The sequence below is a fragment of the Streptomyces sp. NPDC027672 genome (assembly GCF_055566335.1).
This window is the reverse complement of record NZ_JBVHSO010000001.1, coordinates 192,951-206,004: the sequence shown is the minus strand read 5'-3', so window position 1 is coordinate 206,004 and position 13,054 is coordinate 192,951. Positions and strand designations below refer to the sequence as shown.

Below are 13,054 nucleotides of genomic sequence, written 5' to 3'. Positions count from 1 at the left end.
AGGAAGGGACCTGACTCATGGGAGCCCAGCTCCGGGTCTACAAGCGTCGCATCCGATCCGTCAGCGCGACCAAGAAGATCACCAAGGCGATGGAGATGATCGCCGCCTCGCGCGTCGTCAAGGCGCAGCGCAAGGTGGCGGCCTCCACGCCGTACGCGACCGAGCTGACGCGCGCGGTCACGGCGGTCGGTACGGGTTCGAACACCAGGCACCCGCTCACCACGGAGGCCGAGAACCCGGCCCGTGCCGCGGTCCTGCTCCTCACGAGCGACCGCGGTCTGGCCGGCGCCTTCAACTCCAACGCCATCAAGGCGGCGGAGCAGCTGACCGAGCGCCTGGAGCGCGAGGGCAAGCAGGTCGACACGTACATCGTCGGCCGGCGTGGTGTCGCGCACTACAACTTCCGTGAGCGCAAGGTCGCGGAGTCGTGGACCGGCTTCACCGACGAGCCGACGTACGCGGACGCCAAGAAGGTGGCGGCGCCGCTGATCGAGGCCATCCAGAAGGACACGGCCGAGGGCGGCGTGGACGAACTCCACTTCGTCTACACCGAGTTCGTCTCGATGATGACGCAGACGGCGCTCGGCGCCCGGCTGCTTCCGCTGCGCCTCGACGAGGTCGCGGAGGAGACCGCCCCGCAGGGCGAGATCCTCCCGCTGTACGACTTCGAGCCCTCGGCGGAGGACGTCCTCGACGCCCTGCTGCCGCGGTACGTGGAAAGCCGTATCTACAACGCGCTGCTCCAGTCGGCCGCTTCGAAGCACGCCGCCACGCGGCGCGCGATGAAGTCGGCCACCGACAACGCGGGCGAGCTGATCAACACGCTCTCCCGCCTTGCCAACGCGGCCCGCCAGGCCGAAATCACCCAGGAAATCAGCGAGATCGTCGGTGGCGCCAGCGCTCTGGCCGACGCGACCGCGGGGAGTGACCGATAATGACCACCACTGTTGAGACCGCGGCGGCTACGGGCCGCGTCGCCCGGGTCATCGGCCCGGTCGTCGACGTGGAGTTCCCCGTCGACGCGATGCCGGACATCTACCAGGCGCTGCACGTCGAGGTGGCCGACCCGGCCAACGCCGGCGAGAAGAAGACGCTGACCCTGGAGGTCGCCCAGCACCTGGGTGACGGCCTGGTCCGCACCATCTCCATGCAGCCGACCGACGGTCTGGTCCGCCAGGCCGCGGTCGTCGACACCGGCGCGCCGATCTCGGTGCCGGTCGGCGACTTCACCAAGGGCAAGGTGTTCAACACCCTCGGCGAGGTCCTGAACGTCGACGAGACCTACGACGGCGAGCGCTGGCCGATCCACCGCAAGGCCCCGAACTTCGACGAGCTCGAGTCGAAGACCGAGATGTTCGAGACGGGCGTCAAGGTCATCGACCTGCTCACCCCGTACGTCAAGGGCGGCAAGATCGGCCTGTTCGGCGGTGCCGGCGTCGGCAAGACGGTGCTCATCCAGGAGATGATCTACCGTGTCGCCAACAACCACGACGGTGTCTCCGTGTTCGCCGGTGTCGGTGAGCGCACCCGTGAGGGCAACGACCTCATCGAGGAGATGACCGACTCGGGCGTCATCGACAAGACCGCCCTGGTCTTCGGTCAGATGGACGAGCCCCCGGGCACCCGTCTGCGCGTCGCGCTGGCCGGCCTGACCATGGCCGAGTACTTCCGTGACGTCCAGAAGCAGGACGTGCTGTTCTTCATCGACAACATCTTCCGCTTCACGCAGGCCGGCTCCGAGGTCTCCACGCTGCTCGGCCGCATGCCGTCCGCGGTGGGTTACCAGCCGAACCTGGCCGACGAGATGGGTCTCCTCCAGGAGCGCATCACCTCGACCCGCGGTCACTCGATCACCTCGATGCAGGCGATCTACGTCCCCGCGGACGACCTGACCGACCCGGCCCCGGCCACCACCTTCGCCCACCTCGACGCGACGACGGTGCTCTCCCGTCCGATCTCGGAGAAGGGCATCTACCCGGCCGTGGACCCGCTGGACTCCACGTCCCGCATCCTGGACCCGCGCTACATCACGGCGGACCACTACAACGCGGCCATGCGCGTGAAGACGATCCTGCAGAAGTACAAGGACCTCCAGGACATCATCGCGATCCTCGGCATCGACGAGCTGGGCGAGGAGGACAAGCTGGTCGTCCACCGCGCCCGCCGGGTGGAGCGCTTCCTGTCCCAGAACACCCACGTCGCCAAGCAGTTCACCGGCGTGGACGGCTCGGACGTGCCGCTCGACGAGTCGATCGCCGCGTTCAACGCGATCTGCGACGGCGAGTACGACCACTTCCCCGAGCAGGCCTTCTTCATGTGCGGTGGTCTCGACGACCTCAAGAAGAACGCCAAGGAGCTGGGCGTCTCCTGAGCCCCGTGCTCGTCTGAGGGGGCGGGCGCGTCCCGCCCCCTCATCCACGCCCACTAGAATTGACCCCAACACCCGGCGCCCCTGCCGGGTGGTGACCCGAGGAGCCACCCTTGGCTGCTGAGCTGCACGTCGAGCTGGTCGCCGCGGACCGCCAGGTCTGGTCCGGCGAGGCCACCCTGGTCGTCGCGCGCACCACGTCCGGCGACATCGGCGTCATGCCCGGTCACCAGCCGCTGCTCGGTGTGCTGGAGTCGGGCCCGGTGACCATCCGTACGAGTGAAGGGGGAACGGTCGTCGCCGCGGTGCACGGCGGTTTCCTCTCGTTCGCGGACAACAAGCTGTCCCTGCTGGCCGAGATCGCCGAGCTGTCGGACGAGATCGACGTCCAGCGCACGGAGCGGGAGCTGGAGCGGGCGAAGGCGGAGGGCGACGCCGCCGCCGAGCGCCGCGCGGACGTCCGACTGCGTGCTGCGACGGCACGCTGAACCAGCCGCGCGGTACGTTGACGTCACTCAGCCGCGGCCGGCCCGGAGCAATCCGGTGCCGGTCGCGGCTGAAGCAGATGTGGGTGTTTTTTCCGTTTCATTACTCAGGCATACAAGCAGTTCGCCTACCTAGGAGACGAGGAGGTCGGTGTCGATGGTCCTCGCTCTGACTGTGTGCGGAATCGTGGTCGCGCTCGTGCTGGTGGGGCTGTTCCTGTTCGGCCTGCGGCGCCGGCTCATCCAGCGCTCCGGCGGCACCTTCGACTGTTCGCTGCGCTGGGACCTGCCGGAGAAACCCGACACCGGCGGCAAGGGCTGGTCGTACGGCGTCGCCCGCTACAACGGCGACCGCATCGAGTGGTACCGGGTCTTCTCCTACGCCGTCCGCCCCCGCCGCGTCCTGGAGCGGGCGCAGATCGAGGTGGCCGGGCGCCGGCTGCCCGAGGGCGAGGAGGAGCTGGCGCTGCTGTCCGACTCGGTGGTGCTGGCCTGTGTGCACCGGGGCACGCACCTCGAACTCGCGATGAGCGAGGACGCGCTGACCGGCTTCCTCGCCTGGCTGGAGGCTGCCCCGCCCGGCCAGCGGGTGAACGTGGCATAGCCGCGGTCACCGCTACACGCACGCGCTCCCCCGGACTCGGTGTCCGGGGGAGCGCGTCCGTGTGGTCCGGCTGTTCCTACAGGTTGTCGCTGATAGCGCTCACGAGCTCACCGTTGGCGGTGTCGCCGGTGAAGTCCCAGAAGAACGCGCCGCCGAGGCCCTGGCTGTTGGCCCAGGCCATCTTGGTCTTGATGGTGGCCGGGGTGTCGTAGGACCACCAGTTGCTGCCGCACTTGGCGTAGGCGGTGCCGGCGATGGTGCCGGTGACCGGGCAGGACGTCTTCAGGACCTTGTAGTCCTCGATGCCCGCCTCGTAGGTGCCGGGCGCGGCTCCGGTGGCGGTGCCGCCGGGAGCGTCCTGGGTGACGCCGGTCCAGCCGCGGCCGTAGAAGCCGATGCCGATGAGCAGCTTCTTGGCGGGAACGCCGATCGCCTTGAACTTCGCCATCGCGTCGGCGGTGGTGAAGCCCTCCTTCGGGATGCCGCTGTACGAGGTCAGCGGGGAGTGCGGGGCGGTCGGGCCCTTCGCGTCCCAGGCACCGAAGAAGTCGTACGTCATCACGTTGTACCAGTCGAGGTACTGCGCGGCGCCCGCGTAGTCGGCGGCGTCGATCTTGCCGCCGGTGGTGGCGTCGGCCGTGGTGGCGGCGGTGATGAGGTTGTTGGAACCGAACTTGGCGCGCAGCGCGGCCATCAGGTTCTTGTAGGCGGCCGGACCGCTGGTGTCACAGGTCAGACCGCAGGCGTTCGGGTACTCCCAGTCGATGTCGATGCCGTCGAAGACGTCGGCCCAGCGCGGGTCCTCGACCAGGTCGTAGCAGGACTGCGCGAAGGCCGCCGGGTTCTTGGCCGCGTCACCGAAGCCGCCGGACCAGGTCCAGCCGCCGAAGGACCACAGCACCTTGATGTGCGGGTACTTGGCCTTGAGCTGGCGTAGCTGGTTGAAGTTGCCGCGCAGCGGCTGGTCCCAGGTGTCGGCGACGCCGCTGACCGACTGGTCGGCGGTGAACGCCTTGTCGTAGTCGGCGTAGGAGTCACCGATCGTGCACTTGCCGCCGGTGACGTTGCCGAACGCGTAGTTGATGTGGGTGATCTTGGCCGCGGAGCCGGACGTCACCAGGTTCTTGACGTTGTAGTTGCGGCCGTAGATGCCCCACTCGGTGAAGTAGCCCAGCTTCACCTTGTCACCGGTGGGCGGGGGAGTGGTGCCGCCGCCGGTGGTGTGCACCTTGACCGCGCCACTGACCGGACCGGTCTGGTCGGCGGTGTCGCGGGCCTGCACGGTGTAGGAGTAGTCGGTGCCGGCGGTCAGCCCGCTGTCGGAGTACGACGTGGTGGTGACCGTGGCGACCTTCTTGCCGTCGCGCAGGACGTCGTAGTTCTTGACGCCCTTGTCGTCGGTGGCCGCGCTCCAGGCCAGCTTCACCGAGGTGTCGGTGACGGAGGAGGCGGTCGGGGTGCCGGGGGCCGACGGGGCGGCGTCGCCCGGGACCGTCGCGCCGTCGCAGCTGTCGCCGTTCAGCTTGCAGTTCGACGGCGAGCCGGGTCCGGAGCCGTTGAAGCCGAAGGAGAACGAGGCGCCGGGGGCGATGGTGCCGTTGTAGGACTTGTTCTTCGCCGTCCAGTGGGTGCCGGAGTTGGTCACGTCCGCGTCCCAGGCGGAGGTGACGGAGGTCCCGGAGGGGAAGTCCCATTCGACGGCCCAGGAACTGATGCTGCTGGAGCCGGTGTTCTTGATGGTCCACTGGCCGCCGAAGCCGGTGCCCCAGTCACTGGTCTTGGTGAAGGTGGCGGTGGCGTTGCCCGCGGCCTGGGCGGGCTGCGCGAGACCTACCGCACCGGCCAGGGGGAGCAACAGGGTCGCGAACGCGGCCGCGGCTCTGTGTCTGAAGCGCATGCTGCGCCTCCCTCGTCATCGGGGGTGTCCGGAGCGTGACTGAGCCTTCACGCCCCATGGTGCTGCGAGAGTAGAAAGGTCTGGACCACAGGTCAATAGGTCTGGACCATTCTGGGAGCGGGTCCCGCTACAGCCCCATGTCACGCGCCAGCACCGCCGCTTGCACCCGGCTGCGCAGCCCCAGCTTGGCCAGCAACCGGCTGACGTGCGTCTTCACCGTTCCCTCCGCCATGTCCAGCCGGCCGCCGATCTCCGCGTTCGACAGCCCCTCGCCGAGACAGCCCAGCACCTCACGCTCCCGCCGGGTCAGGTCCGCCGGCAGCTCCGGGACGGCCGCCGCCCGGGCCGCCCCCGCGGCGAACTCGGCGATCAGCCGCCGGGTCACGGCCGGCGCCACGATCCCCTCCCCGCGGGCCACCGTCCGCACCGCGTCCAGCAGATCCCGGGCCTCGGCGCTCTTCAGCAGGAACCCGGCCGCCCCGGCCCGCAGCGCTCCGAAGACGTACGCGTCGAGGTCGAACGTGGTCAGCACCAGCACGTCCGCGAGCCCGTCGGCCACGATCCGCCGGGTCGCGGACACCCCGTCCAGCACCGGCATCTGCACATCCATCAGCACCACGTCGGGCCGCAGCTCCCGGGCCAGCGCGACGGCCCGCTCCCCGTCCGCCGCCTCCCCGGCCACCTCGATGTCGGGCGCGCTGCCCAGGATCAGCACCAGCCCGGCGCGCACGGCGGACTGGTCCTCGGCGACCACGACACGGATCACTCGGCATCTCCTTCGGTGAGCGGAAGCGCGGCCCGTACGGTCCACCGGGCGCCCCGGGGACCGGCCTCGAACGTGCCGCCGAGCAGGGCCGCCCGCTCGCGCATCCCGGTGAGACCGGAGCCGGAGCCGGGCGCGCGCGGGGTGTCTCCCGGCCGGTACGGGCTGGTCACCCGGATGTCCAGGACGCCGTCCCGCTGCCGCAGCCCGATGTGCACCCGGGGCCCGGCCGCGTGCTTCAGCGCGTTGGTCAGCGACTCCTGCACGATCCGGTAGGCGGCCAGCTCCACCGGCACCGGCACCTGTCCGTGGCCGGCGTCGAGGGTGACGTCCAGGCCGTTGGCCCGGGCGGCGTCGACCAGGGCGCCGAGGCCGTCCAGCGTGGGTGACGCGGCCGGTTCCCGGTCCCCGGAGCCGTCCCGCAGGAGGCCGATCAGCCGGCGCATCTCGTCCAGTCCCGCCACGCTGTTCTCCCGGATGACGGCCAGCGCGTCCCGGCTGGTCCCCGGGTCGTCCAGGGAGAGCGCCGCCGTGGAGTGGATGGCGATGGCCGACAGATGGTTGGCGACCATGTCGTGCAGTTCCCGCGCCACCCGCGAGCGTTCGGCGGTCACCGCCTGGACGCGGTCCATCTCGGCCAGCAGCGCGGTCTGCCCGGCCCGCAGCCGGGCCGCCTCGGCGGCGTCCCGGTGGCCGCGCACCAGGGAGCCGGTGGCGGCCGGGGCCAGCGCCACCACCGCGATGCCCAGCCCGATCAGCAGCCCCTGCGGATCGCGCCAGAGCGCCGCGGGCACCACCCCGCCGACCACCGTCAGCATCCCGGTGATCCACGGGATGCGGCGGGCCGAGGCCGGGGTGCCGTACAGGACGGCCGCGTACATCAGATCGGTGTACAGCACGACCGTGACCACGCTGCCGGCGGTCACCGTGTCCCACACCAGCGCGGCGGTGCCGGCCAGCAGAGCGGTGCGCGGCCGGATGCGGCGCAGCGGCTCGCAGGCGGCGGTCAGCGCCAGCGGGAGCAGCGGCGCCCAGGCCGCGTGCCACAGCACCAGGCTGTCCGAGGCCGCGCGGGTCCGGATGCCGAGCGCCCACAGCAGCACCCCGCCGAGCAGTCCGCCGGCGGCGATCCACAGGTCGTCGCGGTGCGGACGGGCGAGCGTGCGGGCCATGCCCTCCATCCAACACGGCGGCGCGGCGCCCCGCCTGGTCCCGGAGAAGGGTGCGGGAGTGCGACTTTCGTTTACGGCGGTCTCCTCTGCGCCGACGACGCGGCCGGCCGGCCCGGCCGGGAGCCTTGAGGGGTGGACGAGGGGAGCAAGTCGTGGTCGTCGGACTGGTCATCGCCTGTGAGGTGGCGTTCTGGGTGCTGCTGGCGGCCGGGCTGGCCTTCCGGTACGCGCTGCGGATGCCGCGCACCGGTCTGGTCCTGCTGCTGTGCGAACCGCTCCTGGAGGTCGTGCTGTTGGCCGTCACGGCACTCGACCTGAAGAACGGCGCCGCACCCGACTGGCGGCACGGCCTGGCAGCGGTCTACCTCGGCTTCACGGCCGGCCTCGGCCCCGCCACCGTCCGCTGGGCCGACGCCCGGGCGGCCCACCGTCTCGCCGGCGGCCCGCCGCCGGTCCGGCCGCCGAAGTACGGCACCGCCCGCGCCGTGCACGAGTGGCGGACCGCGGGCCGCTGGATCCTGTCCGCGGCCGTGGCGCTGGCCCTGCTCCAGGGCGCCGTCTGGTACGTCGGCGACGACGGCGGCACCGGTCCCCTGCGGGCGTGGCAGCAGCGCATGCTGTGGGTGATCGGCGTCAACCTGCTGATCGCCGTGAGCTACACGCTGTTCCCCAAGCGGGAGCCCCCGGCCCGGGACGCCGGAAAACCGGTCGACCCGGAGGCGGACGCCGCGAGACGATCCCGGCGATGACACGCACCGACACACCTCCCGCCTGGGACGAGCGCACCCAGCTGACCACCTTCCTCGCGTACGTCCGCGCCACCGCGCGCGCCAAGTGCGAGGACCTCTCCGACGACGACGCCCGCAAGGCGCTGCTGCCCGGCTCGCCGCTGATGACCCTGAGCGGGCTGATCAACCACCTGCGCTGGGTCGAGTACTACTGGTTCCGGGTGGTCTTCCTCGGCGAGGAGGACGAGGGCCCCTGGACCGACGAGGACCCCGACCGCGAGATGCGGATCGCCGTCGACTACCCGCTGTCCGTGCTGCTCGACGAGTACGCCGAGCAGAGCGCCCGGCACGACGAGCTGATCGCCGCGCACGGCCTGGACACCAAGGCGCGGCGCCAGCGGGACGACGGCGAGCCGCGCGACCTGCGCTGGATCCTGCTCCACCTCATCGAGGAGACGGCCCGGCACAACGGCCACCTCGACATCCTGCGCGAACTGATCGACGGCCGCACGGGCGACTGACCCCGGGGCCTGCCGGGCGATTCCCCCCGGCCTCCAGGCGGCCAGGGGAACCGCCGGCCGGACGCTAGCGCTCGCCGCCCGGCACCCAGAGCACGTCGCCGGTCTCCGTGTTGGCCGTGCGGGCCAGGATGAACAGCAGGTCGGAGAGGCGGTTGAGGTAGGTCGCGGTGAGCGGGTTCATCGTCTCGCCGTGCGCCTCCAGCGCCGCCCAGGTGGAGCGCTCGGCCCGGCGTACGACCGTGCACGCCTGGTGCAGGAGGGCGGCGCCCGGGGTGCCGCCGGGCAGAATGAAGGAGCGCAGCTTCTCCAGCCGCTCGTTGAAGCGGTCGCAGTCCGCCTCCAGCCGGTCGATGTAGAACTGCTCCACCCTGAGCGGCGGGAACCGGGGGTTCTCCACGACCGGCGTCGACAGGTCCGCGCCCACGTCGAACAGGTCGTTCTGGACGCGGGTGAGGACCTGGACGACCTCCTCGGCCAGGCCGCCCAGCGCGATCGCGGTGCCGAGCACCGCGTTGGCCTCGTTGGCGTCCGCGTAGGCGGAGATCCTGAGGTCGGTCTTGGGCACCCGGCTCATGTCACCGAGGCTGGTGGTGCCCTGGTCGCCGGTCCGGGTGTAGATACGCGTCAGATTGACCATGCGGCCAGCCTAGTTACGCCCCGGCCGTCCGGAACACCCGCGTGCCCCCCGCCAGGGCCGGCACCGTGAGGCCCACGGCGACCAGGACGCCGTAGAGCATGTGCGCCGTCACGTACCGTCCGGCGTACGCGTCCCGGACCGCGTCCACCAGATAGCGCAACGGCACGAGATGTGACAGCACGTCCAGCCAGGCGGGCGCCAGAGCCATCGGCAGCATCAGACCGGACAGCAGCATCGACGGCATCGACACCATGTTGATCAGCGGTCCGAACTCCTGCGGACCGCGCGCCCTGACCCCGAGCGCGTACGACACCGAGGCCAGCGAGAGGGTCAGCAGGGCGACGAACGCGAAGCCGATCAGGACGCCGGCCAGCGGCGCGCGCAGGCCCATCACCAGCGCGGCCAGCACCAGCAACACCGCCTGGAAGACGACGACACTGGCGTCCCGCAGCACCCGGCCGAGCAGCAGGGCGAGCCGGCTGACCGGGGTCGCCCGCATCCGCTCCAGCACGCCCTGCTGCTTCTCGACGATGACGGTGAACCCGGCGAACAGGGCGCTGAACAGGCCGAGCTGGAGCAGCAGTCCGGGGACCAGCACCTGCCAGGAGCTGCCCTGCCCGCCCAGCGGCAGACCGGTGAGCAGCGGGCCGAAGAAGAACAGGTAGAGCAGCGGGGTGAGCACGCCGAAGAGCAGCGCGAAGCGGGAGCGCAGCGACTGGCGGAGGTAACGGCCGTAGACGAGGGCCGTGTCGTGGAGAAGCATCGGGGCGGGTCCTGTCGGTGTCAGACGGCGACCGGGGCGCCGTCGGCCGGAGCCGGACGGCGGCCCGTGACGGCGAGGAAGGTGTCCTGGAGGGTGGCGCCGGGCGAGCCGCCGTAGCGCGACTTGAGCGCGGCCGGGGTGCCCTCGGCGGTGACCGTTCCCCCGTCGACGATCACCAGGCGGTCGGCGAGGGCGTCGGCCTCGTCCAGGTAGTGGGTGGTCAGGAAGACGGTCGTGCCGTGCTCGTCGCGCAGCCGCCGCACCAGGTCCCACAGGCCGGCGCGGCTGCCGGGGTCGAGACCGGTCGTCGGCTCGTCCAGGAACAGCACCTTCGGGCGGTGGACGAGCGCCATCGCGATGTCCAGCCGGCGTCGCCGGCCGCCCGAGAGCGCGCCGGTCGTGTGGTCCAGGAACCCGGTGAGGTCCAGCTCCTCGGCCAGTGCGGCGGCGCGGGCGACCGCCTCGGCCTTCGGCAGGCGGTGGAGCCGGCCCTGGGTCACCAGTTCCTCCCGCACGGTGATCTGCGGATCGGTGCCGCCGGACTGGGCGACGTAGCCGATCGCCCGGCGGACCCCGCCGGGGTCGCCCACGAGGTCGTGACCGGCGACGGTGCCCGCACCGCCGGTCGGCCTCAGCAGGGTGGTGAGCATGCGCAGGGTGGTGGTCTTGCCGGCACCGTTGGGGCCGAGGAAGCCGAGGATCTCGCCCCCCTGGACGGCGAGATCGACGCCGCGCACGGCCTCGACGGTGCCGGTCTTCGTCCGGAAAGCGCGGGTCAGGCCCGCCGTGCTGATGACTGCTGCCATGCCCTCAGAAAAACAGAGCCGCTGAAATTTTGCAACGGCCCCAAAGTTTCAGGCCATCCAGGGAAGTTAGGATGAGGCCATGGCGGAAGGGCTCAGGGAGCGGAAGAAGCGGCAGACCCGGCAGTACATCTCGGACGTCGCCACGGGACTGTTCCTGGAGCGCGGGTTCGAGGCGGTGACCGTCGCGGAGATCGCCGAGGCGGCGGACGTCTCGGTCAACACGGTCTACAACTACTTCCCCGCCAAGGAGGACCTCTTCTTCGACCGCTCGGCCGGTACGACGGACCGGCTGGCCCGGTGGGTGCGGGGGCGGGATGCCGGGGAGTCCGCCGCGCGGGCCGTCCTGCGCGAGCTGCGCGGCGAGGTCGAGGCCGTCTCGCCGCGGGTCGGTCTCATGGACGGCTACGACCGCTTCCTGCGCGTGATCCACGAGGCACCGGCGCTGCGCTCGCGGCTGTGGAGCCTCCAGCAGGAGACCCAGGACGCCCTGGTGGCGGCCCTGCGCGAGGAGGCCGGCGCCGCCGCCGGTGACCCATTGCCCGATCTCATGGCCGGTCAGATCTGCTGGGTCCACCAGGCGGTCTCCGCCGCCGTCGGACGCGGGATGCTCGCCGGGCGCAAACCGGCCGAAGTGTCACGAGAGGTACTCGTCCTGCTGGACGACATCGAGGACCTGTTGAGCGAAAAGGTGCTCAACTACGCCGTCCGAGGCGCCGAATGACCCCTGCCGGTGTGATGTCCGTCAAATGAGACGTGACGCGCGTTACTTACCGGTCACACAGCGGCGCCGGAGCGCTATGGTCCGCCGGAGAGGCAGACTTATCACCGCGTTCGAGGGAGTCGGAGTGGCACGGAAGCTCGCCGTCATCGGGGCCGGTCTCATGGGATCGGGCATCGCTCAGGTCGCCGCCCAGGCGGGCTGGGAGGTCGTCCTGCGCGACGTCACCGACGAGGCTCTGCGACGCGGCACCGACGGCATCAAGGCCTCGTACGACAAGTTCGTCGGCAAGGGCAGGCTGACGGCCGAGGACGCCGGGGCCGCCCTCGCGCGCATCACCCCGACCACCGACCTCGACGCCGCCGCCGAGGCGGACCTCGTGGTGGAGGCCGTCTTCGAGAAGCTGGAGGTCAAGCACGAGATCTTCCGCGCCCTCGACAAGCTGGTGCGCGAGGACGCCGTGCTCGCCTCCAACACCTCCGCCATCCCGATCACCAAGATCGCGGCGGCCACCGAGCGCCCCGAGCGGGTCGTCGGCGTGCACTTCTTCTCGCCGGTGCCGATGATGCAGCTCGTCGAGCTGGTCCGCGGCTACAAGACCAGCGACGAAACCCTCGCCACCGCGCGGGAGTTCGCCGAGTCCGTCGGCAAGACCTGCATCGTCGTCAACCGGGACGTGGCCGGCTTCGTCACCACCCGGCTGATCTCCGCCCTCGTGGTGGAGGCGACCAAGCTCTACGAGTCCGGCGTCGCCACCGCCGAGGACATCGACCTCGCCTGCAAGCTGGGCTTCGGCCACGCCATGGGCCCGCTCGCCACCGCCGACCTGACCGGCGTCGACATCCTGCTGCACGCCGCGAGCAACATCTACACCGAGTCCCAGGACGAGAAGTTCGCCCCGCCGGAGCTGATGCGCCGGATGGTGGACGCCGGTGACATCGGCCGCAAGAGCGGGCAGGGCTTCTACAGCTACTGAGTCGCCCGCCCCGGCACGAACGCCCCGGAAGCGTCACTCCCGGGGGTGAATTCGGTATCGGTTGGCTTACAAACAGCAACCACACCGGCACCGGCACAGTCAGAGGTTGCACAGCAACTGTCACCGAATACGCCAACCGCACTCAACGGGGAGCGCATATGCACATCAGGGGCGACCACGCCGAGCTGGTCGTCGGGGGGCGCCTCGACGTCCGCAGCGCGGCGGACGCCCGTACGGCCCTGCACTCGGCCGTCGACACCGGAGTCGGCGACCTGGTGCTCGACCTGTCCGAACTGGATTCCTGGGACGCCACCGGACTCGGCGTGATCATGGGCGCCCACCGGCGGGCCGGCCGCTGCGGGCGGCGCCTGGTGCTGCGGGGCGTGCCCCCGCAGATGCAGCGACTGCTGGTGGCCACCCGGCTGCACCGCATCCTCGCCATCGAGGGCGGCATCGGTGTGGAGTCGCTGCCCCGGGTATGAGACACCTGTGCGGGTGAACCGGACGCGGCCGGCGGCCCGGCGCACCCGACGCGGCGGGGCCGGGCGCAATCCTCACAAGACCGTGACGTCTCGGACCGCACGGCACCCCGCACTGTCGAAGAGACCGTGCGACG

At 70.9% G+C, this 13,054-nt stretch carries 15 protein-coding genes; 9 read left to right on the top strand and 6 right to left on the bottom strand.

Annotated elements, in window-relative coordinates; all coding sequences use genetic code 11:
• Positions 1–17 precede the first annotated feature (17 nt).
• The 4 genes from ACZ4SV_RS00875 to ACZ4SV_RS00860 all read left to right on the top strand — a co-directional run bounded on the left by ACZ4SV_RS00875 (position 18) and on the right by ACZ4SV_RS00860 (position 3,457).
• Positions 18–935, top strand: a complete 918-nt coding sequence (locus ACZ4SV_RS00875) for a F0F1 ATP synthase subunit gamma (protein ID WP_365872086.1) — start codon at positions 18–20, stop codon at positions 933–935.
• Positions 935–2,371: a F0F1 ATP synthase subunit beta gene (atpD, locus tag ACZ4SV_RS00870; protein ID WP_365872088.1), complete on the top strand. Its 1,437-nt coding sequence runs from the start codon at positions 935–937 to the stop codon at positions 2,369–2,371. Before ACZ4SV_RS00875 ends, atpD begins: the two co-directional genes overlap by 1 nt.
• Positions 2,372–2,481: 110 nt before the next feature.
• Positions 2,482–2,856, top strand: a complete 375-nt coding sequence (locus ACZ4SV_RS00865) for a F0F1 ATP synthase subunit epsilon (protein ID WP_365872090.1) — start codon at positions 2,482–2,484, stop codon at positions 2,854–2,856.
• Between the two features lie 154 nt (positions 2,857–3,010).
• Positions 3,011–3,457 (top strand): DUF2550 domain-containing protein, encoded by a 447-nt coding sequence (locus ACZ4SV_RS00860; protein ID WP_365872091.1) that lies wholly within the window; start codon positions 3,011–3,013, stop codon positions 3,455–3,457.
• A 76-nt stretch (positions 3,458–3,533) separates the two neighbouring features.
• Here ACZ4SV_RS00860 and ACZ4SV_RS00855 read toward each other — a convergent pair whose 3' ends face one another.
• The 3 genes from ACZ4SV_RS00855 to ACZ4SV_RS00845 form a co-directional block, all read right to left on the bottom strand.
• Positions 3,534–5,354 (bottom strand): glycosyl hydrolase family 18 protein, encoded by a 1,821-nt coding sequence (locus ACZ4SV_RS00855; protein ID WP_468000439.1) that lies wholly within the window; start codon positions 5,352–5,354, stop codon positions 3,534–3,536.
• A gap of 127 nt (positions 5,355–5,481) precedes the next feature.
• Positions 5,482–6,120, bottom strand: coding sequence for a response regulator transcription factor (locus tag ACZ4SV_RS00850; protein ID WP_365872095.1), 639 nt, complete (start codon positions 6,118–6,120; stop codon positions 5,482–5,484).
• Positions 6,117–7,289, bottom strand: a complete 1,173-nt coding sequence (locus ACZ4SV_RS00845; protein WP_468000436.1) for a sensor histidine kinase — start codon at positions 7,287–7,289, stop codon at positions 6,117–6,119. Before ACZ4SV_RS00845 ends, ACZ4SV_RS00850 begins: the two co-directional genes overlap by 4 nt.
• Positions 7,290–7,441: 152 nt before the next feature.
• Between ACZ4SV_RS00845 and ACZ4SV_RS00840 the strand changes: the two genes are divergently transcribed.
• Together ACZ4SV_RS00840 and ACZ4SV_RS00835 are read left to right on the top strand one after the other, a co-directional pair.
• Positions 7,442–8,038, top strand: coding sequence for a hypothetical protein (locus ACZ4SV_RS00840; RefSeq protein ID WP_468000434.1), 597 nt, complete (start codon positions 7,442–7,444; stop codon positions 8,036–8,038).
• Positions 8,035–8,538, top strand: coding sequence for a DinB family protein (locus ACZ4SV_RS00835; protein WP_468000432.1), 504 nt, complete (start codon positions 8,035–8,037; stop codon positions 8,536–8,538). Before ACZ4SV_RS00840 ends, ACZ4SV_RS00835 begins: the two co-directional genes overlap by 4 nt.
• Before the next feature lie 64 nt (positions 8,539–8,602).
• Here ACZ4SV_RS00835 and ACZ4SV_RS00830 read toward each other — a convergent pair whose 3' ends face one another.
• The 3 genes from ACZ4SV_RS00830 to ACZ4SV_RS00820 are packed head-to-tail and all read right to left on the bottom strand — an operon-like array spanning position 8,603 to position 10,744.
• Complete coding sequence (locus tag ACZ4SV_RS00830; protein ID WP_468000430.1) at positions 8,603–9,175, bottom strand: cob(I)yrinic acid a,c-diamide adenosyltransferase; 573 nt, start codon at positions 9,173–9,175, stop codon at positions 8,603–8,605.
• Between the two features lie 13 nt (positions 9,176–9,188).
• The gene (locus ACZ4SV_RS00825) at positions 9,189–9,938 is read right to left on the bottom strand and encodes an ABC transporter permease (protein WP_468000428.1); all 750 of its coding nucleotides are present in this window, start codon (positions 9,936–9,938) and stop codon (positions 9,189–9,191) included.
• 20 nt (positions 9,939–9,958) lie between these two features.
• The gene (locus ACZ4SV_RS00820) at positions 9,959–10,744 is read right to left on the bottom strand and encodes an ABC transporter ATP-binding protein (protein WP_468000426.1); all 786 of its coding nucleotides are present in this window, start codon (positions 10,742–10,744) and stop codon (positions 9,959–9,961) included.
• Positions 10,745–10,823: 79 nt separating this feature from the next.
• Here ACZ4SV_RS00820 and ACZ4SV_RS00815 point away from each other — a divergent pair, with 79 nt between their 5' ends.
• The 3 genes from ACZ4SV_RS00815 to ACZ4SV_RS00805 all read left to right on the top strand — a co-directional run bounded on the left by ACZ4SV_RS00815 (position 10,824) and on the right by ACZ4SV_RS00805 (position 12,920).
• Positions 10,824–11,465 carry a TetR/AcrR family transcriptional regulator gene (locus ACZ4SV_RS00815; RefSeq protein ID WP_468000424.1) on the top strand — a complete coding sequence of 214 codons (642 nt, stop codon included), beginning with the start codon at positions 10,824–10,826 and terminating at the stop codon, positions 11,463–11,465.
• 124 nt (positions 11,466–11,589) lie between these two features.
• Positions 11,590–12,438 carry a 3-hydroxyacyl-CoA dehydrogenase family protein gene (locus ACZ4SV_RS00810; RefSeq protein ID WP_365872111.1) on the top strand — a complete coding sequence of 283 codons (849 nt, stop codon included), beginning with the start codon at positions 11,590–11,592 and terminating at the stop codon, positions 12,436–12,438.
• A 158-nt stretch (positions 12,439–12,596) separates the two neighbouring features.
• Positions 12,597–12,920: an STAS domain-containing protein gene (locus tag ACZ4SV_RS00805; protein ID WP_014675024.1), complete on the top strand. Its 324-nt coding sequence runs from the start codon at positions 12,597–12,599 to the stop codon at positions 12,918–12,920.
• Positions 12,921–13,054: the final 134 nt, after the last annotated feature.

Bases quoted from the DNA above. Each gene is read 5' to 3' on its own strand.
- ACZ4SV_RS00875 (WP_365872086.1), top strand. From the start codon at position 18: ATGGGAGCCCAGCTCCGGGTCTACAAGCGTCGCATCCGATCCGTCAGC.
- atpD (WP_365872088.1), top strand. From the start codon at position 935: ATGACCACCACTGTTGAGACCGCGGCGGCTACGGGCCGCGTCGCCCGG.
- ACZ4SV_RS00860 (WP_365872091.1), top strand. From the start codon at position 3,011: ATGGTCCTCGCTCTGACTGTGTGCGGAATCGTGGTCGCGCTCGTGCTG.
- ACZ4SV_RS00855 (WP_468000439.1), bottom strand. From the start codon at position 5,354: ATGCGCTTCAGACACAGAGCCGCGGCCGCGTTCGCGACCCTGTTGCTC.
- ACZ4SV_RS00845 (WP_468000436.1), bottom strand. From the start codon at position 7,289: ATGGCCCGCACGCTCGCCCGTCCGCACCGCGACGACCTGTGGATCGCC.
- ACZ4SV_RS00835 (WP_468000432.1), top strand. From the start codon at position 8,035: ATGACACGCACCGACACACCTCCCGCCTGGGACGAGCGCACCCAGCTG.
- ACZ4SV_RS00830 (WP_468000430.1), bottom strand. From the start codon at position 9,175: ATGGTCAATCTGACGCGTATCTACACCCGGACCGGCGACCAGGGCACC.
- ACZ4SV_RS00825 (WP_468000428.1), bottom strand. From the start codon at position 9,938: ATGCTTCTCCACGACACGGCCCTCGTCTACGGCCGTTACCTCCGCCAG.
- ACZ4SV_RS00820 (WP_468000426.1), bottom strand. From the start codon at position 10,744: ATGGCAGCAGTCATCAGCACGGCGGGCCTGACCCGCGCTTTCCGGACG.
- ACZ4SV_RS00815 (WP_468000424.1), top strand. From the start codon at position 10,824: ATGGCGGAAGGGCTCAGGGAGCGGAAGAAGCGGCAGACCCGGCAGTAC.
- ACZ4SV_RS00805 (WP_014675024.1), top strand. From the start codon at position 12,597: ATGCACATCAGGGGCGACCACGCCGAGCTGGTCGTCGGGGGGCGCCTC.